The 22,673-nt window shown below is 66.6% G+C and carries 23 protein-coding genes; 11 read left to right on the top strand and 12 right to left on the bottom strand.

All coding sequences use genetic code 11. The annotated features are described in order from the left end of the window. The first annotated feature begins 204 nt into the window (after window positions 1-204). The 3 genes from secA (at window position 205) to LY625_RS00870 (ending at window position 4,473) form a co-directional block, all read left to right on the top strand. Window positions 205-2,985 carry a preprotein translocase subunit SecA gene (gene secA, locus LY625_RS00880; protein ID WP_233737114.1) on the top strand — a complete coding sequence of 927 codons (2,781 nt, stop codon included), beginning with the start codon at window positions 205-207 and terminating at the stop codon, window positions 2,983-2,985. Window positions 2,986-3,076: 91 nt separating this feature from the next. Beyond that, complete coding sequence (locus LY625_RS00875; RefSeq protein WP_233737113.1) at window positions 3,077-4,051, top strand: Nudix family hydrolase; 975 nt, start codon at window positions 3,077-3,079, stop codon at window positions 4,049-4,051. Window positions 4,052-4,221: 170 nt separating this feature from the next. Then, window positions 4,222-4,473 carry a TraY domain-containing protein gene (locus tag LY625_RS00870; protein ID WP_233737112.1) on the top strand — a complete coding sequence of 84 codons (252 nt, stop codon included), beginning with the start codon at window positions 4,222-4,224 and terminating at the stop codon, window positions 4,471-4,473. Window positions 4,474-4,551: 78 nt separating this feature from the next. Here LY625_RS00870 and coaE read toward each other — a convergent pair whose 3' ends face one another. Then, a complete protein-coding gene (gene coaE / locus LY625_RS00865) occupies window positions 4,552-5,187 on the bottom strand; it encodes a dephospho-CoA kinase (protein ID WP_233737111.1) in 636 nt (211 codons plus the stop codon). 304 nt (window positions 5,188-5,491) lie between these two features. Between coaE and LY625_RS00860 the strand changes: the two genes are divergently transcribed. Beyond that, on the top strand, window positions 5,492-6,154 hold the full coding sequence (locus LY625_RS00860; RefSeq protein WP_233737110.1) for an Abi family protein: 663 nt from the start codon (window positions 5,492-5,494) through the stop codon (window positions 6,152-6,154). 106 nt (window positions 6,155-6,260) lie between these two features. Here the strand turns inward: LY625_RS00860 and LY625_RS00855 are convergent, their stop codons facing one another. The 9 genes from LY625_RS00855 to LY625_RS00810 all read right to left on the bottom strand — a co-directional run bounded on the left by LY625_RS00855 (window position 6,261) and on the right by LY625_RS00810 (window position 14,761). After that, window positions 6,261-7,124, bottom strand: coding sequence for an A24 family peptidase (locus LY625_RS00855; RefSeq protein WP_233737109.1), 864 nt, complete (start codon window positions 7,122-7,124; stop codon window positions 6,261-6,263). A gap of 9 nt (window positions 7,125-7,133) precedes the next feature. Beyond that, entirely contained in the window at window positions 7,134-8,393 is a 1,260-nt protein-coding gene (locus LY625_RS00850; RefSeq protein WP_233737108.1) for a type II secretion system F family protein, read from the bottom strand. A 217-nt stretch (window positions 8,394-8,610) separates the two neighbouring features. After that, complete coding sequence (locus tag LY625_RS00845) at window positions 8,611-9,501, bottom strand: hypothetical protein (RefSeq protein ID WP_233737107.1); 891 nt, start codon at window positions 9,499-9,501, stop codon at window positions 8,611-8,613. Continuing rightward, complete coding sequence (locus LY625_RS00840) at window positions 9,498-10,466, bottom strand: hypothetical protein (protein ID WP_233737106.1); 969 nt, start codon at window positions 10,464-10,466, stop codon at window positions 9,498-9,500. The genes LY625_RS00845 and LY625_RS00840 overlap by 4 nt, the downstream gene beginning before the upstream one ends. A gap of 97 nt (window positions 10,467-10,563) precedes the next feature. Continuing rightward, window positions 10,564-10,851: a helix-turn-helix domain-containing protein gene (locus LY625_RS00835; RefSeq protein ID WP_233737105.1), complete on the bottom strand. Its 288-nt coding sequence runs from the start codon at window positions 10,849-10,851 to the stop codon at window positions 10,564-10,566. A 257-nt stretch (window positions 10,852-11,108) separates the two neighbouring features. Further along, window positions 11,109-12,839 carry a type IV-A pilus assembly ATPase PilB gene (gene pilB, locus LY625_RS00830; protein WP_233737104.1) on the bottom strand — a complete coding sequence of 577 codons (1,731 nt, stop codon included), beginning with the start codon at window positions 12,837-12,839 and terminating at the stop codon, window positions 11,109-11,111. A gap of 77 nt (window positions 12,840-12,916) precedes the next feature. Next, window positions 12,917-13,321, bottom strand: coding sequence for a pilin (locus LY625_RS00825; protein WP_305067660.1), 405 nt, complete (start codon window positions 13,319-13,321; stop codon window positions 12,917-12,919). 79 nt (window positions 13,322-13,400) lie between these two features. Continuing rightward, window positions 13,401-13,835, bottom strand: coding sequence for a pilin (locus LY625_RS00815; protein ID WP_233737103.1), 435 nt, complete (start codon window positions 13,833-13,835; stop codon window positions 13,401-13,403). Between the two features lie 257 nt (window positions 13,836-14,092). Continuing rightward, on the bottom strand, window positions 14,093-14,761 hold the full coding sequence (locus tag LY625_RS00810; RefSeq protein WP_233737102.1) for a hypothetical protein: 669 nt from the start codon (window positions 14,759-14,761) through the stop codon (window positions 14,093-14,095). Window positions 14,762-15,029: 268 nt separating this feature from the next. Here LY625_RS00810 and LY625_RS00805 point away from each other — a divergent pair, with 268 nt between their 5' ends. Further along, window positions 15,030-15,392 carry a hypothetical protein gene (locus LY625_RS00805; RefSeq protein ID WP_233737101.1) on the top strand — a complete coding sequence of 121 codons (363 nt, stop codon included), beginning with the start codon at window positions 15,030-15,032 and terminating at the stop codon, window positions 15,390-15,392. Window positions 15,393-15,634: 242 nt separating this feature from the next. Here LY625_RS00805 and LY625_RS00800 read toward each other — a convergent pair whose 3' ends face one another. After that, on the bottom strand, window positions 15,635-16,273 hold the full coding sequence (locus LY625_RS00800) for an SEC-C metal-binding domain-containing protein (RefSeq protein ID WP_233737100.1): 639 nt from the start codon (window positions 16,271-16,273) through the stop codon (window positions 15,635-15,637). A gap of 58 nt (window positions 16,274-16,331) precedes the next feature. Here LY625_RS00800 and LY625_RS00795 point away from each other — a divergent pair, with 58 nt between their 5' ends. The 6 genes from LY625_RS00795 (at window position 16,332) to LY625_RS00765 (ending at window position 20,987) form a co-directional block, all read left to right on the top strand. Next, a complete protein-coding gene (locus LY625_RS00795) occupies window positions 16,332-16,616 on the top strand; it encodes a BrnA antitoxin family protein (protein WP_233737099.1) in 285 nt (94 codons plus the stop codon). 69 nt (window positions 16,617-16,685) lie between these two features. Further along, a complete protein-coding gene (locus LY625_RS00785) occupies window positions 16,686-17,111 on the top strand; it encodes a prepilin-type N-terminal cleavage/methylation domain-containing protein (RefSeq protein WP_305067659.1) in 426 nt (141 codons plus the stop codon). After that, entirely contained in the window at window positions 17,108-17,557 is a 450-nt protein-coding gene (locus LY625_RS00780) for a prepilin-type N-terminal cleavage/methylation domain-containing protein (RefSeq protein WP_233737582.1), read from the top strand. Before LY625_RS00785 ends, LY625_RS00780 begins: the two co-directional genes overlap by 4 nt. After that, a complete protein-coding gene (locus LY625_RS00775) occupies window positions 17,541-17,963 on the top strand; it encodes a hypothetical protein (RefSeq protein ID WP_233737098.1) in 423 nt (140 codons plus the stop codon). Before LY625_RS00780 ends, LY625_RS00775 begins: the two co-directional genes overlap by 17 nt. Beyond that, window positions 17,960-18,685, top strand: a complete 726-nt coding sequence (locus LY625_RS00770; protein WP_233737097.1) for a hypothetical protein — start codon at window positions 17,960-17,962, stop codon at window positions 18,683-18,685. Before LY625_RS00775 ends, LY625_RS00770 begins: the two co-directional genes overlap by 4 nt. An 82-nt stretch (window positions 18,686-18,767) precedes the next feature. Continuing rightward, window positions 18,768-20,987: a FapA family protein gene (locus tag LY625_RS00765; RefSeq protein WP_233737096.1), complete on the top strand. Its 2,220-nt coding sequence runs from the start codon at window positions 18,768-18,770 to the stop codon at window positions 20,985-20,987. A 126-nt stretch (window positions 20,988-21,113) separates the two neighbouring features. Here the strand turns inward: LY625_RS00765 and LY625_RS00760 are convergent, their stop codons facing one another. Then, window positions 21,114-22,586: a sigma-54 dependent transcriptional regulator gene (locus LY625_RS00760; protein ID WP_233737095.1), complete on the bottom strand. Its 1,473-nt coding sequence runs from the start codon at window positions 22,584-22,586 to the stop codon at window positions 21,114-21,116. Window positions 22,587-22,673: the final 87 nt, after the last annotated feature.

Raw genomic sequence — 22,673 nt, 5'->3', positions numbered from 1 at the left:
GCGTACGCGGGGATGACTGTTCCCGGAGCCGGACAACGGCGTGCTTTTGCCTTTACTCGTTTCTCACTCCTCTTCACTCGTTCCTCGCTCCTCCGCCCTTGATACGCACCCCCGTGCCCCCACGCTAGAATGGCCGTTTCGCCGGCACGGGGCGCCTGACGCCCCGTTTTGCTTGGCGGACATCCCTCCGGATCCGGAACCCCAATGCTCAACAACCTGTTCACCCGTGTCTTCGGCAGCCGCAACGAGCGCCTGCTGCGCCAGCTTCAACGCTCGGTCGAGCGCATCAACGCGCTCGAGCCGGAGATGGAGAAGCTCACCGACGCAGAGCTGCAGGCCAAGACCCCGGAGTTCCGCGAGCGCATCGCCAAGGGCGAGGCGCTGGACAAGATCCTGCCGGAGGCGTTCGCGGTCTGCCGTGAAGCCAGCCGCCGGGTGCTGGGCATGCGCCACTACGACGTGCAGCTGATCGGCGGCATGGTGCTGCACCTGGGCAAGATCGCCGAGATGCGCACCGGCGAGGGCAAGACCCTGGTCGGCACCCTGCCGGTCTACCTCAACGCGCTGGAAGGCCGCGGCGTCCACGTCATCACCGTCAACGACTACCTGGCCCGCCGCGACTCGGCGTGGATGGGCAAGCTGTACAACTGGCTGGGCCTGGAAGTCGGGGTGGTCTACCCGGGCATGCCGCACGGCGAGAAGAAGGCCGCCTACGCCGCCGACATCACCTACGGCACCAACAACGAGTTCGGCTTCGACTACCTGCGCGACAACATGGCGCTGTCGAAGGACGACCGCAACCAGCGCGAGCTGCGCTACGCGATCGTCGACGAGGTCGACTCGATCCTGATCGACGAGGCGCGCACCCCGCTGATCATCTCCGGGCCGACCGACGAGTCCCCGGACCTGTACGTCAAGGTCAACCGCATCGTTCCCAGGCTCACCCGCCAGGAAAGCGAGGAAGGCGAGGGCGACTTCTGGGTCGACGAGAAGGCCAAGCAGGTCCACCTGTCCGAGCAGGGCCAGGAAAACGCCGAACGCCTGCTGCGCGAGGCGGGCATCCTCGGCGAGGATGACGAGCTGTACGACCCGCGCAACCTGAGCGTGGTCCACCACCTCAATGCCGCCATGCGCGGGCACGCCATCTACCAGCGCGACGTGGACTACATCGTCCGCGACGGCGAGGTGGTGATCGTCGACGAGTTCACCGGCCGCACCCTGCCGGGCCGGCGCTGGTCGGACGGCCTGCACCAGGCGGTGGAGGCCAAGGAAGGGGTCCCGGTCCAGCGCGAGAACCAGACGCTGGCCAGCATCACCTTCCAGAACCTGTTCCGCATGTACGACAAGCTGGCCGGCATGACCGGCACCGCGGATACCGAGGCCTACGAGTTCCAGAGCATCTACGGCCTGGAAGTGGTGGTGATCCCCACCAACAAGCCGATCCAGCGCGTCGACCATCCCGACGCGGTGTTCCTCAACCGCGCCGGCAAGTACCGCGCCGTGGCCCGCGAGCTGCAGGAGGCCCACGAGCGCGGCCAGCCGGTGCTGGTGGGCACCACCTCGATCGAGGTGTCCGAGCTGCTCAGCAACGAGCTGAACAAGCAGGGCATCGCCCACGAGGTGCTCAACGCCAAGCAGCACGAGCGCGAGGCGACCATCGTCGCCCAGGCCGGGCGCCCGGGCGCGATCACCATCGCCACCAACATGGCCGGCCGCGGCACCGACATCGTGCTCGGCGGCTCGTGGGAGAACGAGGCCGAGCAGCTGGAGAAGGAGACCGGCGAGCCGGTCGACGAGGCCACCCTCGCGCGCCTGAAGGCGGAGTGGAAGCAGCGCCACGACCAGGTGATCGCCGCCGGCGGCCTGCACATCATCGGCACCGAGCGCCACGAGTCGCGCCGCATCGACAACCAGCTGCGCGGCCGCGCCGGCCGCCAGGGCGACCCGGGTTCGTCGCGCTTCTACCTGTCGCTTGAAGACAACCTGATGCGCATCTTCGCCGCCGACTGGGTGCAGAAGGTCATGGCGCGGATGGGCCTGAAGGAAGACGACATCATCGAAAGCGCGATGGTGACCAAGCAGATCGCCAACGCCCAGCGCAAGGTCGAGGCCCACAACTTCGACATCCGCAAGAACCTGCTCGACTTCGACGACGTCAACAACGACCAGCGCAAGGTCATCTACGGCCAGCGCAACGAGCTGCTGGACGCCGAGGACGTCAGGGACACCATCGACTCGATCCGCGCCGACGTGGTCGCCGCCACCATCACCCGCTTCGTGCCGCCCGAATCGCTGGACGAGCAGTGGGACCTGGCGGGCCTGGAGCGTGCGCTGGCCGAGGACTTCGGCCTGCAATTGCAGCTGCAGGGCCTGCGCGATGCCGACATCGACGCCGATGGCGTGGCCGAGAAGGTCGAGCAGGCGGTCGCCGCCCACGTCGAGGAGCGCGAGCAGCAGCTCGGCGCCGAGACCATGCGCATGCTCGAGCGCCACATCATGCTCAACGTGGTCGACCAGAACTGGAAGGAGCACCTGGCGCGCATGGACTTCCTGCGCCAAGGCATCCACCTGCGCGGCTACGCCCAGAAGCAGCCCAAGCAGGAGTACAAGCGCGAGGCCTTCGAGCTGTTCTCCGACATGCTGGAGAAGGTCAAGGGCGACATCATCACCCTGCTGTCGCGGGTGCGGATCCGTGACGAGGAGGAAATCGCCCGCATGGAGGCCGCCGAGCGCGCCCAGGCCGAGGCCCAGGCCCGCCGCATGCAGTTCCAGCACGCCGGCGCCGGCGGCTACGGCACCGACGAGGAAGCCGAGCAGCTGCGCGCCGGAGGCGGCGCGCTTGGCGCCGCCGTCGCGGCCGGCCAGCCGCAGCGCCCCGGTGGCGGCGCGGGGCAGGACCCGCAGTTCGCCAACGTCGGCCGCAACGAGCCGTGCCCGTGCGGCAGCGGCAGGAAGTTCAAGCATTGCCACGGCCAGCTGGGCTGATTCTCCCTTCTCCCGCAAGAGCCGGGCTGATTCTCCCTTCTCCCGCAAGCGGGAGAAGGTGCCCCGAAGGGGCGGATGAGGGCCGCTTGTAATGCGCAGCATTGAAGTCCTCGCCGCCGTCATCCAGGACACCCGCGGCCGCATCCTGCTGACCCGCCGTACCGAGGGTCGTGACCTCGCCGGCCGCTGGGAATTCCCCGGCGGCAAGCGCGAGCCCGGCGAAACCCCGGAGGCCGCCCTGGTCCGCGAGCTCGACGAGGAGCTCGGCATCCAGGTCGAGGTCGGCGAGCACCTGATCACCGTCCCCCAGCGCTACCCGGGCAAGCGCCTGACCCTGGACGTGCGCCGGGTCGGGCAGTGGACCGGCCATCCCCGCGGCATGGAAGGCCAGGCCATGGTCTGGGTCCCGCCGCACAAGCTGGCCAGCTACGAAATGCCGCCTGCCGACCGCCCCGTGGTGGCGGTGCTGGACCACCCCGACCGCTACCTGGTAACGCCCCCGCCTGCCGACGACGACCCGGCATGGCTGGATGCGCTCGGGCGCGCGCTGGAAGCCGGCATCCGCCTGGTGCAGCTGCGCGCGCCAGGACTGGAGCCGGCCCGCTGGGACCGGCTGGTGGAGCAGGCGGCGGCGCTGTGCGGGCAATGGGGGGCCCGGGTGCTGGTCAACGGCGATGCCGAGCTGGCGCAACGCCACGGCACCGGCCTGCACCTGCCGGCGCGCGAGCTGATGGCGCTGGCCGGCGCATCGCCGACGGAAGACCTGGCAGGCGTGGTTCCCGGTGGCCGCGGCGCCTTGCCCCGGCCCCTGGCCGCCTCATGCCACCGCGTGGAGGAGGTCCGGGCCGCCAAGGCGCTGGGCTGCGACTTCGCCGTCGTCGGCCACGTGGCCGACACCCCGAGCCACCCCGGCGACGCCCCGATCGGCTGGGACGGCTTCGCCCGCCTGCGCGAGGAAGTCGACCTGCCGCTGTTCGCGATCGGCGGCCTGGGGACGGGTGACCATGGAACCGCGCGCCGCCACGGGGCGCAGGGTATCGCCGCGATCAGGGCGTTCTGGCCCTGACCGTCGTTCCCGCGAGCGCGGGAACCCATGGACGTTGTGGCCGTGCGCGGCCTCCGGTCTTACCCGGCTACGTGCCTGCAGGTCCCGTACCTTGGGTAAGCGAGCCGCAACGGGGCTGCGCAGATTCACCCTCGCCCTGCTATACATGTATGCCTCGCCCGGAGGACATCATGCTTGCAATCCGACTTCCCACTGACATCGAAGAGCGCCTCAAGGCGTTGGCCGACGCAACCGGCCGCACCAAGACCTACTACGCGCGCCAGGCGATCATGCGCCACCTCGGCGAACTCGAAGACATCTACCTGGCCGAACAGCGGCTGATCGACGTGCGCGCAGGACGCGCCAGCACGGTAACCCTCGACGCGATGGAACGCGATCATGGCGTGGCGGACCGTCGCGATGTGTATCGCCGTCGTCGCTGAGCGTCCCATCGACGTGTCGACGGGATCGACATGGGCGGTGCCCTTCCCTTCTCCCGCCAGCGGGAGAAGGGAAGGGCACTAAGCTTCTGCCAGGGTACGGTAGAAACGGTCCAAAGCCGCTACGTGCGGCTCCAGCGCCTCGATCGGGCCGTCGTTGACGATGATGTCGTCCGCGATCGCCAGCCTCTCATCCCGTGTCGCTTGCGCGGTGATCATCGAGTCGGCCAAGGCCGCATCCACGCCGTCGCGCTGCATCAGGCGCTCGCGCTGGACTTTCACGGGCACGTCGACCACCAGGATCCGGCCCAGCCATGGGTACGCCTCGCGGCCGCCGCCTTCGGTCAGCAGGGGGATGTCGACAATGACGTAGGGACCCGGCGCGGTCGCGGCGGTCGACTTCAGCCAAGCTCGCACCTGCGGATGGATGATCGACTCCAACTGTTTGCGGGCTGCGGGATCGGTGAATACCCGCTTGCGCATGGCGGTCCGGTCCAAGGCGCCTTCGGTGTCGAGCACGTCTGCGCCAAAAGCCGCGACCACCGCCGCAAGCCCTTCCGAGCCGGGCGCGATTACCTCGCGTGAGGCGACGTCGGCGTCGGCGACGGTGATGTCCAGCGCCTTGAAGAGGTTCGCCGCGGTGGATTTGCCGGAGGCAACGCCGCCGGTGAGGGCGACCGTGTAGCAGTGCGGGTTGGAAGGGGATTCACGCGTCATGACTTCGTAGCGGCTTCCAGTCGTCGATCAAGGGACCTGAGTTGCTGCAAGGTGGGCAATTCCGAAAGTCGTCCCGCCTCGGATGTCAACTATGTGATACACCACCCGCCAATAGGCGAGGGACGTGCGGATGACGTGGTGATGCACTTGGAGTCGTTTGCTGGTGGCGCGACAGGATGAACGGCGCAACCATGTACGCGGACAAAAAATTACCCCGGCCGCGTGCCTGTGGCAGAGACGGTACCGGGGTGTACGCGCCCAATGCTACCAAACGAGCAGGCTGAAGACAACATCGAGGAGAGGCATGAGCTACCAAGGATTGGAGCACGCATTGTCGCTGGAGCGCTTTCGCACCTATTTGGGATGGGCCGAGCAAAGCAGGGATCGCGCCCTGCAACTGTACGAGCTGAATACGGACGTGTCCGAGAGCCTGTACACACCGCTGCAGATGCTGGAAGTTGCGCTGCGGAACCGCATCCATTCCGTGTTATCCGTCAGCATCGCCCCGGGCTGGTTCCGAATGGAGGGTGTAGTAGGTCAAAGATCATCGAATGACGTCCGGGTCTTAGAGGGTAAGCTCCGACAGGATCGTGGAAACATCACGACCAGCGACACCGTTGCGGCCCTGTCACTGGGCTTCTGGACCTCGCTTTTTGGTCGGCAGCGAGAAGATTTGTGGCAAGTCCATCTACATGCGATTGCCAGGCGGGACGATGGAAAAGGGCTTACGCGCAAAGCGTTTTCCGGGCCGCTGAACGAAGTGCGCCAGCTACGTAATCGCGTCGCCCATCACGAACCGATTATCGCCCGCGATCTGGAGGCCGAGCATGCCCGGATCCTGCAATTGACGAGGTGGCTCTCAACGCCTGCCGCGGAGTGGGCATCCGAGCGCACGCGCTTTCACGAAAGCTGGGCGCGGCGTCTGGAGAGCAGTTGCTTCATGCCCGGTGGGCGACTGGCGCGATAACGCTGCCTCATAGGCAGGCGTGGGAATCGCCGCGCATGGGTGGCTGATAGTGAACGTTCCTGGGTTCCCGCGTACGCGGGAACGACGGGTGGGCGGGAACGAGGGCCTAAGCCAGCCCCGACACCCGCATGTACCAGCCCACCAGGTCGCGGCCCCACATGAACACGATCCAGCCGGCGATTGCCAGGTAGGGACCGAAGGGGATCGGGGTGGCGCGGTCCTTGCCCTTCATCGACAGCCAGGCCGAGCCGATGATGGCGCCGACCAGGGACGACAGCAGGATGGTCGGCAGGATGCCGGCCAGGCCGCACCAGGCACCGATGGCGGCCAGCAGCTTGAAGTCGCCGTGGCCCATGCCTTCCTTGCCGGTGATCTGCTTGAACAGCCACCACACCGTCCACAGGCTCAGGTAGCCGACCACCGCGCCGATCAGCGCCGGCTTGGCGGGCATGTAGAGGTTGTCCACCGCCGCTATCAGGCCCAGCCACATCAACGGCAGGGTGAGCTGGTCGGGCAGCAGCCGGGTGCGCAGGTCGATGCCGGCCAGGGCGATCAGGAAGCCGGTGAACACCAGCGCGCCGAAGCCCTGCCAGCCAAAGCCGTACTGCCACACGCAGGCCAGGAAGCCGAGCATGGCCAGCAGTTCCACCAGCGGGTACTGCGGCGAGATCGGCGCCTTGCAGTGGCGGCACTTGCCGCGCAGCGCCAGCCAGCTGAACACCGGGATGTTCTCGTACCAGCTCAGTTGGTGCTTGCAGTGCGGGCAGTGCGAGCGCTCCACCACGATGCCGGGCGGCGGCGGGTCGTAGGCGTCGGGCTCCTCCAGGATCTCGCGCGCCTCGCGCTTCCACTCCCACTCCATGCGCCGCGGCATGCGCAGGATCACCACGTTCAGGAAACTGCCCACCAGCAGGCCCAGGCCCGCGGCCAGCGGGTAGCCCAGGCCCGGGTTCTCGTCGAGGAATGCCATCGGTGAAGCTTAGCCGACCACGGCGCCGAGCTTGAAGATCGGCAGGTACATGGCGATCACCATGCCGCCCACGATCACCCCCAGGAACACCATGATCAGCGGCTCCAGCAGGCTGGACAGCGCATCGACCGCGTTGTTGACCTCCTGCTCGTAGAACTCGGCGACCTTGAACAGCATGGTGTCCAGCGCGCCGGCTTCCTCGCCGATGGCGGTCATCTGGGTGACCATGTGCGGGAACAGGTTGGTCTGCTTCATCGCCACGTTCACCGAGTGGCCGACCGACACGTCGTCGCGGATGCGGTGCACGGCCTTCTCGTACACGGTGTTGCCGGTGGCCCCGGCGACCGTGTCCAGCGCCTCCACCAGCGGCACGCCGGCCTTGAAGGTGACCGCCAGGGTGCGCGAGAAACGCGCCAGCGAGGAGTTGTGCATGATCTGCCCGATCACCGGCAGCTTCAGCACCAGCTTGTCCATGTTGTGCTGGAAGGCCGGGGAGCGCTTGTAGAACGCGACCAGGCCCACCGCCGCCACCGCCATCAGGCCGAAGATCAGCCACCACCAGCTGACCATGAAGTCGCTGAGGTTGATGATCATCTGGGTGAACGCCGGCAGGTCGGCGCCAAAGCCCTTGAACACGTCCTCGAACTGCGGCACCACGAAGATCAGCAGGATCGAACTGACGATCAGCGCCACCGCGACCACCATGGCCGGGTAGAACATCGCCTTCTTGATCTTGCCCTTCAGCGCCTCGAGGTTTTCCTTGTAGGTGGCCACGGTGTCGAGCACCGTCTCCAGCACGCCGGCGGACTCGCCGGCCCGCACCAGGTTGCGGTACAGCTCGTCGAACTGCACCGGGTGCTTGCCGATCGCCTCGCTCAGCGACAGCCCGCTTTCCACGTCGGCGCGGATGGTGTTGACCAGCACCTGCATCTTCGGGTTCTTGTTGCCGCTGCCGATGATCTCCAGCGCACTGACGATCGGCACGCCGGCCTTCATCATGGTGGCGATCTGCCGGCTGAAGATGGCGATGTCCAGCGGGGTGACACGGCGCCCGCTGCTGGCGAACAGCGGCTTGGGCTTGGGCTTGACCACCTTGGGGGTGATGCCCTGTTTGCGCAGCTCGGCACGGATGAAGTTGGCGTTCTTGGCCGCCTGCTCGCCCTTCATCAGGACACCGCGCTTGTCGGTGCCCTCCCAGACGAACATGTTCATCGGCTCGGCGCGGCGTACGGGCGTCGCGGTCTTGGCGGCGGATCGGGTCACGGACATCGTTCAGTCCCCTGGGTCATCACATGGGCGGCGCACGCAGCTCCCCGCTCGCGTGCGGCCCGGCCACCGGGCGCGATTGCCCGGACATGCCGTGGGCCAGCATATCCTGCCGCGCCGGGGCGGGATAGAACCTGCGTCACAGGCGAGGAACGAGTGGGGACGAGGAGCGAGGAACGAGTGAAGAGGAGTGAGGAACGAGTAAAGGCAAAGGCCGCCGTCAAGGAAGGGAGAGGCGCTCGACCAAGCGCATCAAGGAGTCATAGGCCACCTTGAACGCATCCAGCGATACGTTATGCCCGCCGAGGACGCTGTTCAGAGCAAGCCTGTGACTGCCGGCGAGGTAATTCTTGACGTTGCCCAGGCCGGCGCGTGCGGCTTCACGCATCTCCCCGGGGCGGTCGGGGTAGATCTCGCATAGTGTTTGGCACCACTGCTCCAACCATCGAGCATCTGCCAAGGGAGATTGCGCTCCAGCCAGCCACCACAGGGCGATCGCGCGACCGACGTCCTTGGTGAATCTCGGCGGGCGATCCGTCAAGCTGGAGATTGGCGTTCTGTCTGGATCGGAGTGCTCCAGCAGGTGCGCCAAGGCCATGTTCGAAGGTCGAGCAATGCGCAGGCCGAACTCCGTCTGCTGCGCATCGTGGACTGCTACCCGCATGTACCGGAAGCTCGGTAAGCCGAAGTCGCCGGCTTCAGTGCGGATCCGCCGCCAACTCCGGCGTTCGTCCTGATCAGGGTAGGGCTCTCCGAGCAGCTCCACGAACCAAGGGGTCGGTTCATCGGGTGGAGTCAGGCGCAGGGCAGGGAGATCATCATCAAGCGTGTCAGTTGTGCCTGGCTGGACCGCGTTGGGGTATTGCGGCTCCCATCCTTCTTTCAGGAGCTCGGCGCCTAAACTCTCCGCCGTGGCCACCGCATCTACCGCCGGCTGTAGCAGCAGGTCGATGTCCTTGGTGGCGACCGAGCCGGTGCCTCGCACATCGCGGAAGGCCCATACGCTGGCAATGCTGCCGATGACCACCACGTTCTTGCGTAGGCCAGGTGGTGTGCGCTCCGCGACCCGGGCGAGAAGCTGACCAGGCTCCAGGATAAGCGGCACGTTCAAGGGCGCACCCCTTCAGCGTACTGGTATGCCTGCTCGCGAAGGTCCACATCCAGCAGTGAGAGGTAGACGTCTGCTGCGGTGGCGCAACGGACTTGGTCCAGGACTCCGTGCTGCTCAAACCGTGGCTTGGCGCGTACCAGCGTCACGACGACCGGTGCAGGGGCAAGCACGCTGGGCTCAAGTTCAAGCCCCGAGTCCAGGAGACGAAGGACTTCGCCCATGGCAATCGTCTTGGCTTCCCTCGGAACGTGCGCCACCAGGTCCAAACGCGGGGTACCCATGAGATCCACCCTGGGCGCGCGGGCCAGCGCAACAGGAGTACCAGAAAGCGCGTACGGCTCCCACGCTTCCGGACTCTCTGGTCCAAGCAGGAGCATGGCTCTCTCGACCAGCTCTGCTGGCGGCCTTGGGGTGGTGCCTTGGGCAAATCGGAAGCGCAGGGTCTGGGGCAAGGCTCCGGTACGCGCCATCAACTCGGCGGAGACGTCCTCGGCCGCCAGTTCGTAGTGCGCTCCCCAACGGCGGCACAGCCCGGCCCGCTGCAGTTCGGTCAAGGCTGCACGAATGGTCGGTTGCGAGGCTCCGATCCTGTCGGACAGGCCTCTCACTGGCTGCATTCCGTCGTCTTCCAGGCTCGCGGCGACCAGCTGCCGCAACACCTCAAACAGGAAGTTCGGGCGCTCCACCGGGTAGACCCCCGTCTCGACCGTGAAGATGTTCAAACGACGCGATGGCTCCTGTTTGTCGATCAGCAGGTGCATGCGGTCCCGCACAGACGGTGCAAGTGCCTCCATCGCGGCATCCCACTCCTTCTGCACCGTTTCAGCGCTGATCAGCGGGTCATCAACGCACAGCCGACCCTCGAAGGCCTCGCCCACCAGCTTGGTGGCCAAGTCGAGGATCTCGGCGCGGAAGTCACGGGTGCTTCGAAGCCCCTTCAGCGTTCTTTTGAAGTTGACCGCCATCGCGGAGCTCCTGATCGGAGCACAAATTCTGCACCTTTGTACGAAATCTGCAACTTCGTATTCAGATATGTTCCTGAGCTTGTAAGGGGCGCATTCGCTACGCGATCGCCTTCAATACATTCACCGGGTCGTTTTTCAAGGCCTTGAGCAGCGCCCTGGCGGGGCCGCTCGGTTCGCGCCGACCCTGTTCCCAGTTCTGGATGGTTGTCACCTGTACATCGAGCAGCGCGGCGAGCTTGGCCTGCGAGAGGCCGGTTGCCTTGCGGATACTCTTGATCTGCGCAGCATCCACGTAGAACTCGCGCGATGGCTTCCGCTCGCCGCGGATGATGCCGTCCATCTGCCCAACGCTTTGCATCAGCTCGTCAAACAGGGTGTTGTCCATGATTATCTCCATGTTTCGACGACCTTCCGATCATGGGCAATATACGCCACTGACGCACTAAGTCAATGGCGCACTCCGTGTTCGCGATGGGTGGGTGGCAACCGGCGCCCGCCGGTTCAGCACATCCTCGATCGGTCACCGCGCCCCGTCACGATCAATCTCCCGCGCTACGCCGTCAGACTTTGCCCCAGCGACCCCGCGCAACGAGGCACAAGCCTTTCACTCGTTCCTCGTTTCTCTCCCCTCGTTCCTTGCCCTCAGTCCTTCGTCACCCGATTGATCTCCGCCAAGCTGGTAACCCCCTGCTTCACCTTCCACAGCGCGGACTGGCGCAGGTCGCGGACGCCGGCTTTCTGGGCGGCCTCGGCGATGTCCATGGCGTTGCCGCCTTCCAGCACGATGGCCTGGATCTCATCGCTCATCGGCATCACCTGGTAGATGCCGACGCGGCCCTTGTAGCCTTCGGTGCAGTCCTCGCAGCCGACCGGTTCGTAAAGCTTGAAGTCGGGGGCGGCGATCTCCTCGGCGGTGAAGCCTTCGGCCAGCAGGGCGTGCTCGGGCAACTCGACCGGGCGCTTGCAGCCGTGCAGGCGGCGGGCCAGGCGCTGGGCCACCACCAGGGTCACCGAGGAGGTGATGTTGTACGGGGCCACGCCCATGTTCATCAGGCGGGCGATGGTCTGCGGCGCGTCGTTGGTGTGCAGGGTGGACAGCACCATGTGGCCGGTCTGGGCGGCCTTGATGCCGATCTCGGCGGTTTCCAGGTCGCGGATCTCGCCGACCATGATCACGTCCGGGTCCTGGCGCAGGAAGCTGCGCAGCGCGGCGGCGAAGGTCATGCCGCGCTTGACGTTCATCTGCACCTGGTTGATGCCGGGCACGCGGATTTCCACCGGATCCTCGACGGTGGAGATGTTGCGGGTCTCGTCGTTGAGGATGTTCAGCGCGGTGTACAGGCTGACCGTCTTGCCCGAGCCGGTCGGGCCGGTCACCAGCACCATGCCGTAGGGCTTGGCGATGGCGTCCAGGTACAGCTGTTGCTGGTCGGGCTCGTAGCCCAGCTTCTCGATGCCCAGCTTGGCTGCCGAGCTGTCGAGGATGCGCAGCACGATCTTCTCGCCGAACAGGGTCGGCAGGGTGCTGACGCGGAAATCGATCTGCCGGGTCTTGCTCAGGTTGAGCTTGATGCGCCCGTCCTGCGGCACGCGCTTCTCGGCGATGTCCATCTGGGCCATGACCTTGAGCCGGGCGGAGATGCGCGACTGCAGCTTGACCGGCATGCGTGCGCTGCGCTTGAGGATGCCGTCGATGCGCAGGCGTACCCGGTACTCGTCCTCGTAGGGTTCGAAGTGGATGTCGGAGGCGCCCCGGCGGATCGCGTCCACCAGCACCTTGTTGACGAAGCGCACCACCGGGGTGTCGTCGGCGTTCTTGGCGTCGACCCCGTCGGCGGCGCCGTCCTCGTCCTCGCCGGCGCTGACCTCCAGGTCCTCCAAGCCTTCATCGTCCTCGTCGAGCGCGTCGCCCATCGAGTCGGCGCTCTCCAGCCAGCGCTCGATCAGCCGGCGGATGTTCTCCTCGTCCACCAGCACCGGCTCGACCCGCAGGTTGGTCTGGAACTTGATCTCGTCCAGCGCCCGGGTGTCGGTGGGCTCGGCGATGCCGACGAACAGCCGGTTGCCGCGCTTGAACAGCGGCAGCGCGCAGTGCTTGCGCAGCAGCTCCTCCTTGACCAGCTTGATGGCCGACTGCTCCGGGTCCATCGCCGAGGCGTCCAGCAGCGGGATGCCGAACTCGATGGAGTTGGCCGCGGCCATGGCGGCGGCGCTGACCAGGCGCTTTTCCACCAGGTAGCTGGCCACCGGCTTCTTCTCGGCGGTGGCGGCGGCGAGGGCCTCGCGGGCCTTGGCCTCGTCGAGGGCGCCGTCCTGGACCAGGCGGCGGGTGATGCCGGTGATGCCGACGAGGTTGACGCTAGTGATGTTCATCACGTCACTTCCGTTCACAAAACAGAAAAGACTGGCGCAGGCTCTTACGGTTCCTGGCTACTCGGCGCAGCAGCATTTTACCGGCATCCCGAAGGGCGATACGACGGAGATATGGCGGGATCCACCTCACAGTGCCAGCCACCTCCATTGGTGCGAACAACCGTAATGGTATAGCCATCCACGTGCGCATTGCCCCGCAATGTGCATCGGATATAACCATCATCCGTAGAGCGGAGAGACAAGGCGCAGCGCGATGTTTGCTCAGCCAATCCGATGTCAGCGAGCGAGAAGCCTCTTGGATCACCGGCCAAAAGCCTTTCCTCGAACCCCATCTTGCCCGAAGAAATATTTGCCAGTCCAGCTATCACCTGCGTCTTGGCTACGTAACCGTTATAAGCAGGCAAGGCTATCGCCATCAGCGAACCAATGATGGCTATCACCATCATCAACTCGATCAGCGTAAAACCTTCTGCGCGTCTCATCACTTCCCCGAGATGTGAACGCAAAAAAAGAAAGGCCCCAGCTCGTGCTGGGGCCCACTTCCTATAACCTAACCTGCAATCAGCTGCAGCCAGCCGGCTTGAAACGCTCTTCCATATCACCCGTTACGCAGCTGAAGCCGCCAGCGGTAGTGATTTCACCGGTTGCGTCAGCCTCCACCTCTGTATAGACGAGCGCAATAGTGGCGTCTTCCCCCAGACGGCCAGGATTGTTGATGGTGCAGGTCATGCCGTCTTCGTCGACCTCGATCGTCGCGCAGTTACCAGTACTTGCAGCCTGAAAGCCAACCGAGGTGACACTGGGGGTGCGCCCCTCACTGATATCCATTTCGAACTGCGTCTTGTGCGAAGCCAAGTCCGCCAGCGATGCAGCAGCCTTCGACTTAGCAACGTAGTCCTGATAAGCCGGCAGCGCAATCGCCGCCAGGATGGCAATGATCGCCACAACGATCATCAGTTCGATCAAGGTGAAACCCTTCTGCATCGACTTCTTCATATGTAAATCCCCTAGGAGTGATCTGATTCTCACGTGCCCTTCGTGCCGGCGTTCCGGTCCTCGGGCGGCGTTGCACGTAAAGCACGTGCATGTAGGACTACGCATGAGCCGTGCCAACTTCCTAGCCGCAGGGGCGGGAGGGTGGAGTGGGTGACCGGTCACGGTCGGTCTGTGCCCCCGCACGGAGGCGGGTGACCAAAAGGGGCAGTTTTGCGGCCGAACCTGACGCGATTTGTCGGGGTGGGTAGGGGGAGGCCCTACAGGAGCGAGGAACGAGTGGGGAGGAACGAGTGGGGTGTGCCGACGCTTTGGGGAGCCAAAGAGGCAAAGCAGGCGTGCACCGGCTTCCCTACCTGTCCAGTGCCTCGGGAGATATCGCCCAGGGAGCCAAGCTCCAGTGAGAGTGGTTCCAGCCTGGTCACGGGCGAGGGAGGGAGGAAGACGTAGCGGAACTCTTCCTGGTACAGGTACTTGAAGTGCTTGCAGGCGAAGACGTGCCGGGCCTGCTGCGACGGGTGGTACGGGTCGAAGTCATGAACCGTGCCGGGCGTGATCTGCCAGCCATGCCGCGGGTCGCGGATGGCCTGTATCGGCCGCCTGGTGAACTCGGTCGCGTCATGTATGACCAGGACGGTGTCCGCGTCGTTGAAGTCGCCGAACAGCCTGGGCCTGAGTGCATGGCCCGCACACCGGGCGTAGTCGTTCGTCTCCATGGTGAGCCGGCGGGGCGCAGGCGCGGGCTCGCCGAACGCGTCGGCAAGGCGGGTCTGGAGAGGATCGAGGGACAGGGTGTCGGCATCGAACGCGGTCGTCGCAAGGTCGTACGACAGCTCGTCATCGGCGATGGCCGGTCTGCTCCCGGCTGATCCGCAGCACCGCTTCCGACGCGGGAGGATCCGGTGACGTCGACCTGGGGATCGCTGCATTGCGCAGGCCATGCTTGGTGAACAGTCCCTGGTAATCGGCGGTCCGCAGCCGGGACTCCTCCAGCACGTGCGAGAACAGCCGCCACAGGGAGAAGCCGCTCTGTTCCTCTGGATGGATGCGTGGACCGATGAGATTGACCAGTTGGACCAGCCGTCGATGACCAGCAGACCGACGCTGACCGGTGGTACCTAACGACGGCTTTCGGCCGGAAGCAGACATCTGAGAGATGTGTAATGTGACCGGTTAGGGCCACATTCGATGACTCCGATGAACAATCAACAAGATAGCGAGATGATGTATCGCTTCCGGCATTTCCGGGTTTCCGAAAACGAAGAGCACAAACGGGAGCCGCAGCGAATTATTTGCGATTCACAGCTCTGGTGTAGCGATCCCAGAGCATTCAATGATCCATTCGACTGCAGGCCAAACCTGGTCATGTCGAACATCACAGTCGCCGAAGCTGTCCATCGCACCGAGGCGATGATTCAACGACGCGGACTCTCCGCGGACCATCCTCATGCCGTGACAGTAAGGAATGCGGCCGGAGATGGAAGGTTTGGCTCGCCGGAAATGTACGAGGCCCTTCGTTGCGGCATGCAGGCAGCCATCGATAGGTCATTGGCGAGGTGAACAATGAGGTTCGCGTATTTCGACACGAAACCCCTCCCGGCCTGCTTGCATTTCCACCAACCGCACTGAAAGCCGTCTACCTAGGGTTGCAGATCCGACGGGAAAACAGGGAGCGTCTCATCGCCGCGAAAAAGCAACGAAGGCAAAGGATTCCGGCGTGCCAATTGCATCTACACGGAAGCCGTTACGTTGAGCAAATCAACTGAAGGATTTGAAGCCTTGGAAGGCATGGCGACCGTCATCTACAAGCTATCGATACAACACTTCTTGAACTTCTTTCCGCTACCGCATGGGCATGGGTCGTTGCGTCCCACCGTGCTCCGGCGGCGGCCATCGATCACACGCACAAGGCTAGCCGGGCTCATCGGCCGCCGCATGCCGGTTGTGGCAGCATCCATGTCGTCTGAATGTTGCCAGTCGTAATCCAGAACCATTCCAAATTGCAGGTTGGATTCATGGTCCAGAGATACTCCTATCCATCGCTGTGCGCGCTCAGCATATTTCCGGTATGTGCAATAGGCTCCAAGCTTGGCCTTCGCATCATCAGAAGATTCGACATTGCAGTGAAACGTAATACCGCCTTCATTTCCTCCTACAGTGAAATCGTGAACTTTTCCGTCCGCCCTGGTTTGACGCGTGATGAATTGAAGACCTTGGTTGATAGTCCGGCAAGAGTCCTCGCCCAGCGTAAGCAACATCAGCCCTAATTCGATACTGATCGGAGTTGGATCCTTTTCGATCTGCTGCAGCAAGCGTTCGAACTGAGTCCCGGCAAACCTGGTCAGGATGCCGTCTGGAGTGTGTGGTCCATGAACGTTATCGCGCCGGACCATCATCGCAAGATCCAGATCGGCGGCGATGTCGTCCTCCAGCATTACCATGTTGTACTCCGGCTCGATCCACAGACCGTGAAGCCTACGGAGAGCAACGCTTGGCGCCATGAACGAGAATCGTACTACCGAAGATACCCGCAACACTGACGTGCCCTACGACCCCGGGAACGAGACGGACACCCGGGAGTATTGGGAGGGTGCTACCGCCCATAAGGGCGTAGCGGAATTCCGCGCCAGGCGGGGACGGCCACCGAAGGCCGCCGACGCCCGCAAAGAGCAGATTGCACTGCGCGTGGATAAAGAGGTGCTGGAGTGGTACCGGGCCCAGGGACCCGGGTGGCAAACGCGCATGAATGCGGTCCTGAAGGCATACCGGGACGCGGCACTCTGACAGGCTGTGTCTGCCCGTAGCTCGGGTAGCGGTTGCGGTTCACGTCCCGCATAGCGGGCGCTTCCTAACATGAGCGGTATGCCCGTACGTAGATGCCTGCGTGGCTTCACCCTCATCGAACTCATGATCACCGTGGCGGTGGTCGCCATTCTGGCGGCGATCGCCTGGCCGTCGTACGCCAACTACGTGCTGCGCTCGAAGGTGCGGCTGGCGCAGGGCGACCTGGCGGCGCTGGTGGCGAACGTGGAAAACCACCGCCAGCGCACGCTGTCGTACCCGGCCGGGTCGGGGGTCGCGCAGTTCCGGGGCTGGAGCCCGGGCTCGGACGCGAAGGATTTCGCCTTCGACTACCGGCCGGTGGCGGGCGGTGGCTTCAAGGTCATTGCCACCTGGGAGGGCGGGGGCAAGCTGGAGGGCTGCGAGCTGGCGCTGCGCGCCGGCAACGTGCGCGAGTCCACGTCCGCCTGCCATGCGGCCGGGGCGGTGGGCTGGTGAAGGGCTTCACCCTGGTCGAGCTGATGGTGACGGTGGCGGTGATGGCGATCCTCGCGGCGCTGGCCTTGCCGGCGGCGGCCACCTGGGCCAGCGGGGCGCGCCAGGCCGAGGCCCGGGGCGCGCTGGTGGAGTCGCTCGGCCGGGCGCGGGCGCTGGCGATCCGCAACCCCGACGGGCGCGCGGCCGGGCAGGCGGTGGCGATGGTGCGCCTGCGCGGGGACACCCTGCAGGTGGTGCGGGTCGCCAACGGGCAGGTGGGCTGGCAGGCCGACCTGCACCCGGGGGTGCGGCTGGCCGACGACGGCGGGGTGGCGTTCAACTGCGTGGCCTTCGACAGCCGCGGCCTGCGGCCGGAACCGGCCAGTGCGCCGGACTGCACCTGGGCGCCGCGAGTCCAGGTGCAGGTGGGCGGGCGGAGGGCGCCGGTCGATGTCGAACTGCTTTGACAAGCCGGCCCTGCCCGCCCGGCAGCGCGGCGAGATGCTGGTGGAGGCGTTGGTGGGCGTGCTGCTCACCGGATTGCTGGGCGCGGGGATGCTGCACGTGGCCGAGCAGCTGGCCGGGCGGCAGGCCGACCTGCGCGCCGAGACCTTGGCGATGGTGGAGATGCGCCGCCTGCTGCGCACCCAGGCCGAGGCGTTGTGCGATGCCCCCGCCGGGCACCGGGTGGCGATCGGCGGGCGCCAGGTGCCGATCCGGGTGGAATGTGGCGCCGCGCCCACGGTGGGCATTGCCGCGCCGGGCGCGGGCACGCTGTCGGTGTCGGCCCCTCGCGAGGTGGTGCTGAGCGTGGCGGCGGCCGAGCTGGGCGACGCCGGGGGCCCGGCGCTGGTGGTGGGGACGCGGCAATGAGCCCGCGGTTTGCCCGCCCGCGCGCCGTGCACGCCGGCCAGACCCTGGTCGGGCTGATGGTCGGCATGGCGTTGTCGCTGCTGACGGTGGCGGCGATGCTCGCGCTGTACCAGGCGATGGTGGTGATGGCCCGCGACACCACCCGGCTGGCCCAGCGCGACGGCCAGGTGGCCTCGGCGGCGATGGCCGCGCAGGTGGAGATGCAGCAGGCCGGCTTCGGCATCGAGCCGGGCACCGCCGGCAGCAACCTGTGGGTGGCGGCGGACGGACGTGAGGTGGTCTGGCGCTTCCGTCCGCTGCTCGACGACCTGCGCCTGGCCTGCGCCGGGATACGGCTGGTGGAGGAGGGCGGGGCGCCGGGCGGTGGGAGCGGCGGCAGTGTGATCCCGGGCATGGCGGGCGCGGCCGGATCCTCCGCGGGTGCCCAGCCCGGGCTGTGGTTCCTGCCGCCGGTGGAATGCGCCAGCGCCGACCAGGCCGGGCTCGCCTGGGGCCAACCCGGCCAGCCGCTGCCGCGGCTGCTGGCCTCGGCGACCGCGTTAGACCCCGGACGCCCGGACGAGGTGGGCGGCTTCGGACTGGCCGGTGCCCGCTTCCAGCAGGTCGCCGCCAGCGCCTGCGCGCCCTACGGCCCCGCCGCCGATGCGGCCGCTGAACATCCCGCGGTGCAGCTGCTGATGACCCGCGGCGAGCTGTTCACGATGTGCCTGCCGAATCTTTGAGGTCATGAGCACCATGCATGAACGAACCACCGCTTCCCTTCGCGCCTCACGGGATGCCTGTTTCCGTGGGCGCGATCGCGGGGTGGCCACCCTGTTGATCGTGGTGATGCTCGGGCTGGTGGTCACCGCGGCGGCCTTCGGCACCTGGCACGCGCTGGGCGGTGCGCAGGCGCGTCAGCTGACCGTGCATGCCACCGCCCCGGCCCAGGCCACCGCCTGGCGCGGGGTGGAACTGGTCCGGCGGTACCTGGAGGCGGTCGACGGGCCCGTGATCGCCGCTTGGGGCCGCGAGGGCGCGCCGTTGGCGATCGGCGGCGACCTGGGCATCACCGCCCGCATCACCGAAGTGGTCGAGGTGCCCGGCAGCGCCATGGTCGGGCCGTACTACCGGGTGACCGCGCAGGTGTCCGGCCTCGCCGCGGCGGGCACCGCGGCGCAGTCGACCTCGGCGGTGGAGGTGGTGTACCGGGTGGTGCCGGGGGATGGGGGCGGGAGTACTCCGGGGCCGGGGCCGGGAAGCGGAATGCTCGAGGTGCTCGACATCCACCAGGACCTGAACCTGACCGGCAGCATCGCCTTCACCGGGCCGGAAGGCGCGGTCATCAACGTCGACGGCAACGCGGTGCTGGGCAGTGCGTCCATCACCGGCATCGACACGCTGCGCGCCACCGGCAACGTGTCCGTCGGCAGCGGCATCCAGGTGGGGGCGGTGCACGCCAACGGTGATGTCGAGCTGACCGGCAGCGCTGGGGCGGCCGAAATCCGCAGTCGTGGCAACGTCACCGTCCGCGGCGGTGCGCGGCCGCTGTCGGTGCGCGCCAACGGACTGGTGCAGTTCACCGGCGGCAACGGTTCGGTGGTGGAGTCACGCGGCGGGGTCAAGGTCACCGGCGGCGGGGTGAACATCAGCGCCGTCGCGACCGAGGGCGCGGTGGACTGGTCCGGCAGCGGCCTGGCCGGGACGATCCATGCCAACGGCAACATCAGCTATGCCGGTTCGAAGAACGCAGGCTCGCCCACGCTGCGCACCCGCGGCGACCTGGTCGTGAGCGGTGCCGGTGCCGGTCTGGCGCATGCCAACGGGTCGGTCCGCGGGATCAACTGGGGCACGCTGGATACCGTCGCCGCGCGCAAGGACGTGTCGATATCCGGCTCGGTTTCCGGCGGGACCGTCCGGACCGCCGGCAACACCCGCATGGAGGGCAGCGGGAACCTGGGCCAGCTCGATGGCCAGGGCGACCTGTACGTGAGCGGCTGGCAGGCGGTCAGCGGGGTGATCGGCGGGCGGCTGCAGAAGGCGCAGGCGGGCAACGGCAATGTCAGGGTGACGGTCAGCCCCGGCCACAAGGTCACGGTCGAGGACGTGGCGGCGGTCTCGATCCCGGAGGTCCCGGAGATCCGGATGCCGGCCTACAGCATCGATGTCGTCCCGTTGCGCGCGGCGGCCAACTACGTGTTCGAGTACGTGGACGGACGCATCCAGGTGACGGTCTCGCAGGTGTCGGGCATTCCCGACGGCGCCTACGTGCTGGGCGACAACGACACCGGCAGCGGCAAGTACAAGGACTGGCTGTGCCGGCCCGGGGACCTGCGTGGCGGGACCTGTGCCCGTCCGGTGGCCACCCTGTGCCAGGGCCATTCGCCCTACAACGCCTGCTTTGCATACAGCGCCGGCAAGTGGACCCTCAACGGCACCAGCATGGCCCGCGGGGTGGCCTGGTTCGACGGCGACCTGGCGCTGGGCAACGGGACCTACGTCAACACCTTCGCCGCCACCGGCAACATCACCACCAGCGGCAGCCACCGCACCGTTTCGCCGAACTACGCCGGCTACGCCGCGGTGTGCACCAACGCCGCGCCAGCGGGTACCGGGCTGCAGCCCAACCCGGACTTCGCCCGCCTGGTGCCGACCAACCTGTGCGACACCACCCGTGGGCAGATGACCGGCGACCCGCTGGGCAACATCGCCTACGTCGCCGGTGCAGTGCGGCCGGGCGGGTTCGTGGGCGGCGACATCAGCCTGGGCGCGTCCACCCGCGCCGACGGCGCGGTGCTGGCCGGAAACCTGCTCAGCACCGGCGGCAGCACCACCCTCAACGGCCGCATCGTCAGCGCCGCGCAGCGCGCGAAGTCCGGCGATGCGGTGAAGATGGGCGGTTCCACCGCGATGAACCTGGGCAGCGGCTCGCATGACTACGAGCCCGGTGCGACCCCATGCATGGTCAACTGCGAGCCCGAGCCCCCACCGGGGGAGGCCACCGAAGGCAACACCGCCAGCATCCAGTGGTCGCGGTACCTGTAGGAGCGGGTTCGGCGTGGTGCCCCGGGTTTGCCGGCGCCGATGCGGGAATCGATCAGCGATGCGGACAACACCGTGCTGGCGAGCGCCGCGTCTGCCTGGGAGCTCGCGACCAAGTGGGACTAGCCTTCAGTCGATGCCCAGCTTCTTCAGCTTGTAGCGCAGGGCGCGGAAGGTGATGCCCAGGGCGGCGGCGGTCTTGGTCTTGTTGTAGCGGTTCTCGCGCAGGGCGTGCTCGATGGCGGCGCGCTCGATCTCCTCGATGTACGAGGGCAGGGCGCTGGTGGCGGTGTCGCGCGGGTCCAGGGTGCGCGGGTCGATGCCCTGGGCGGCGGCCGCGGAGTGCGGGGTGATGGCGGGGGCGGCGGGGGTCGACGCCGGCGCGGGTGCGTGGGTGAACGCGGCGGGCGGCGGCTCGGGCATGGGCGGGAGCGCGCCCGGCACCGGGGTGGCGCGCGGCAGGCACAGGTCGGCGGCGCTCAGCACGTGGCCGTCCGCCAGGGCCATGGCGCGCTCGAGGATGTTTTCCAGCTCGCGCACGTTGCCCGGGAACGGGTAGTCGCGCAGGGCGTCGAGTGCCTCGTCCGACAGCAGCGGGGCGGGGCGGTCGAGCTCGCTGGCCAGCCGGGCGAGGATCGCCTCCGACAGGCCGGGCAGGTCGCCGGTGCGCTCGCGCAGCGGTGGCACGCGCAGCTCGATGACGTTGATGCGGTAATACAGGTCCTGGCGGAAGCGGCCCTCGGCCACCAGCTGGGCCAGGTTCTTGTGGGTGGCGGACAGGATCCGCACGTCCACCGGCACCTCGGTGTTGGCGCCGACCGGACGGATGGACTTTTCCTGGATCGCGCGCAGCAGCTTGACCTGCATGGACAGCGGCAGCTCGGCGACCTCGTCCAGGAACAGGGTGCCGCCGTCGGCGGCCTGGAACAGCCCGGCCTTGTCGGCATGGGCGCCGGTGAAGCTGCCCTTCTTGTGGCCGAAGAACTCGCCTTCCATCAGCTCGGTGGGGATCGCGCCGCAGTTGACCGGCACGAACGGACCGGTCGAGCGGCCGCCCTCGGCGTGGATGGTGCGGGCGACCAGCTCCTTGCCCACGCCGGACTCGCCGGCGATGTACACCGGGGCCTGGCTGCGCCCGACCTTGGCGATGGTCTCGCGCAGCTCGGTCATGGCCGGGGAGTCGCCGTACAGGCGCGAGGCGACGGTGCCGGTCACGCGCACTTCCTTGCCCGGCTTGCCCAGGTCCAGGGCGTGGCGCACCAGGTCGCGCAGCGCGGTCAGTTCCACCGGCTTGGAGACGAAGTCGAACGCGCCGGCCTTCAATGCTTCCACCGCCACCTCGACATTGCCGAAGGCGGTGATCATCGCCACCGGGGTGGAGGAGTGGTCACGGGTGATCTCGGCGACCAGGTCGATGCCCGAGCCGTCCGGCAGGCGCATGTCGGTCAGGCACAGCTCGTAACGGTTGCGCGCGAGCTGGGCCCGGGCTTCGGCGAGGCTGGACGCGGTGTCGCAACGCAGGCCCATCCGCCCCAGGGTAAGGACGAGCAATTCGCGGATATCGCGTTCGTCGTCTACGACCAATGCACTACGGGTTTCCATCCGATCCTCCGGGCGTCACGCGATCTTAACAGCTAGCGAAGACAGCGGCAGTCACTTGGTGACGCGTTGCGACCAATGCTGGCCTGA

Origin of the sequence: Lysobacter sp. GX 14042 (assembly GCF_021390425.1) — a bacterium.
Taxonomy (GTDB): Bacteria; Pseudomonadota; Gammaproteobacteria; order Xanthomonadales; family Xanthomonadaceae; genus Novilysobacter.
Note: the sequence above shows the minus strand (reverse complement) of the source record. Positions and strands in the feature narration are given on the sequence as shown.

Bases quoted from the DNA above. Each gene is read 5' to 3' on its own strand.
- secA (WP_233737114.1), top strand. From the start codon at position 205: ATGCTCAACAACCTGTTCACCCGTGTCTTCGGCAGCCGCAACGAGCGC.
- LY625_RS00875 (WP_233737113.1), top strand. From the start codon at position 3,077: ATGCGCAGCATTGAAGTCCTCGCCGCCGTCATCCAGGACACCCGCGGC.
- LY625_RS00870 (WP_233737112.1), top strand. From the start codon at position 4,222: ATGCTTGCAATCCGACTTCCCACTGACATCGAAGAGCGCCTCAAGGCG.
- coaE (WP_233737111.1), bottom strand. From the start codon at position 5,187: ATGACGCGTGAATCCCCTTCCAACCCGCACTGCTACACGGTCGCCCTC.
- LY625_RS00860 (WP_233737110.1), top strand. From the start codon at position 5,492: ATGAGCTACCAAGGATTGGAGCACGCATTGTCGCTGGAGCGCTTTCGC.
- LY625_RS00855 (WP_233737109.1), bottom strand. From the start codon at position 7,124: ATGGCATTCCTCGACGAGAACCCGGGCCTGGGCTACCCGCTGGCCGCG.
- LY625_RS00850 (WP_233737108.1), bottom strand. From the start codon at position 8,393: ATGTCCGTGACCCGATCCGCCGCCAAGACCGCGACGCCCGTACGCCGC.
- LY625_RS00840 (WP_233737106.1), bottom strand. From the start codon at position 10,466: ATGGCGGTCAACTTCAAAAGAACGCTGAAGGGGCTTCGAAGCACCCGT.
- LY625_RS00835 (WP_233737105.1), bottom strand. From the start codon at position 10,851: ATGGACAACACCCTGTTTGACGAGCTGATGCAAAGCGTTGGGCAGATG.
- pilB (WP_233737104.1), bottom strand. From the start codon at position 12,839: ATGAACATCACTAGCGTCAACCTCGTCGGCATCACCGGCATCACCCGC.
- LY625_RS00825 (WP_305067660.1), bottom strand. From the start codon at position 13,321: ATGAGACGCGCAGAAGGTTTTACGCTGATCGAGTTGATGATGGTGATA.
- LY625_RS00815 (WP_233737103.1), bottom strand. From the start codon at position 13,835: ATGAAGAAGTCGATGCAGAAGGGTTTCACCTTGATCGAACTGATGATC.
- LY625_RS00810 (WP_233737102.1), bottom strand. From the start codon at position 14,761: ATGCAGCGATCCCCAGGTCGACGTCACCGGATCCTCCCGCGTCGGAAG.
- LY625_RS00805 (WP_233737101.1), top strand. From the start codon at position 15,030: ATGAACAATCAACAAGATAGCGAGATGATGTATCGCTTCCGGCATTTC.
- LY625_RS00800 (WP_233737100.1), bottom strand. From the start codon at position 16,273: ATGGTAATGCTGGAGGACGACATCGCCGCCGATCTGGATCTTGCGATG.
- LY625_RS00795 (WP_233737099.1), top strand. From the start codon at position 16,332: ATGAACGAGAATCGTACTACCGAAGATACCCGCAACACTGACGTGCCC.
- LY625_RS00785 (WP_305067659.1), top strand. From the start codon at position 16,686: ATGAGCGGTATGCCCGTACGTAGATGCCTGCGTGGCTTCACCCTCATC.
- LY625_RS00775 (WP_233737098.1), top strand. From the start codon at position 17,541: ATGTCGAACTGCTTTGACAAGCCGGCCCTGCCCGCCCGGCAGCGCGGC.
- LY625_RS00770 (WP_233737097.1), top strand. From the start codon at position 17,960: ATGAGCCCGCGGTTTGCCCGCCCGCGCGCCGTGCACGCCGGCCAGACC.
- LY625_RS00760 (WP_233737095.1), bottom strand. From the start codon at position 22,586: ATGGAAACCCGTAGTGCATTGGTCGTAGACGACGAACGCGATATCCGC.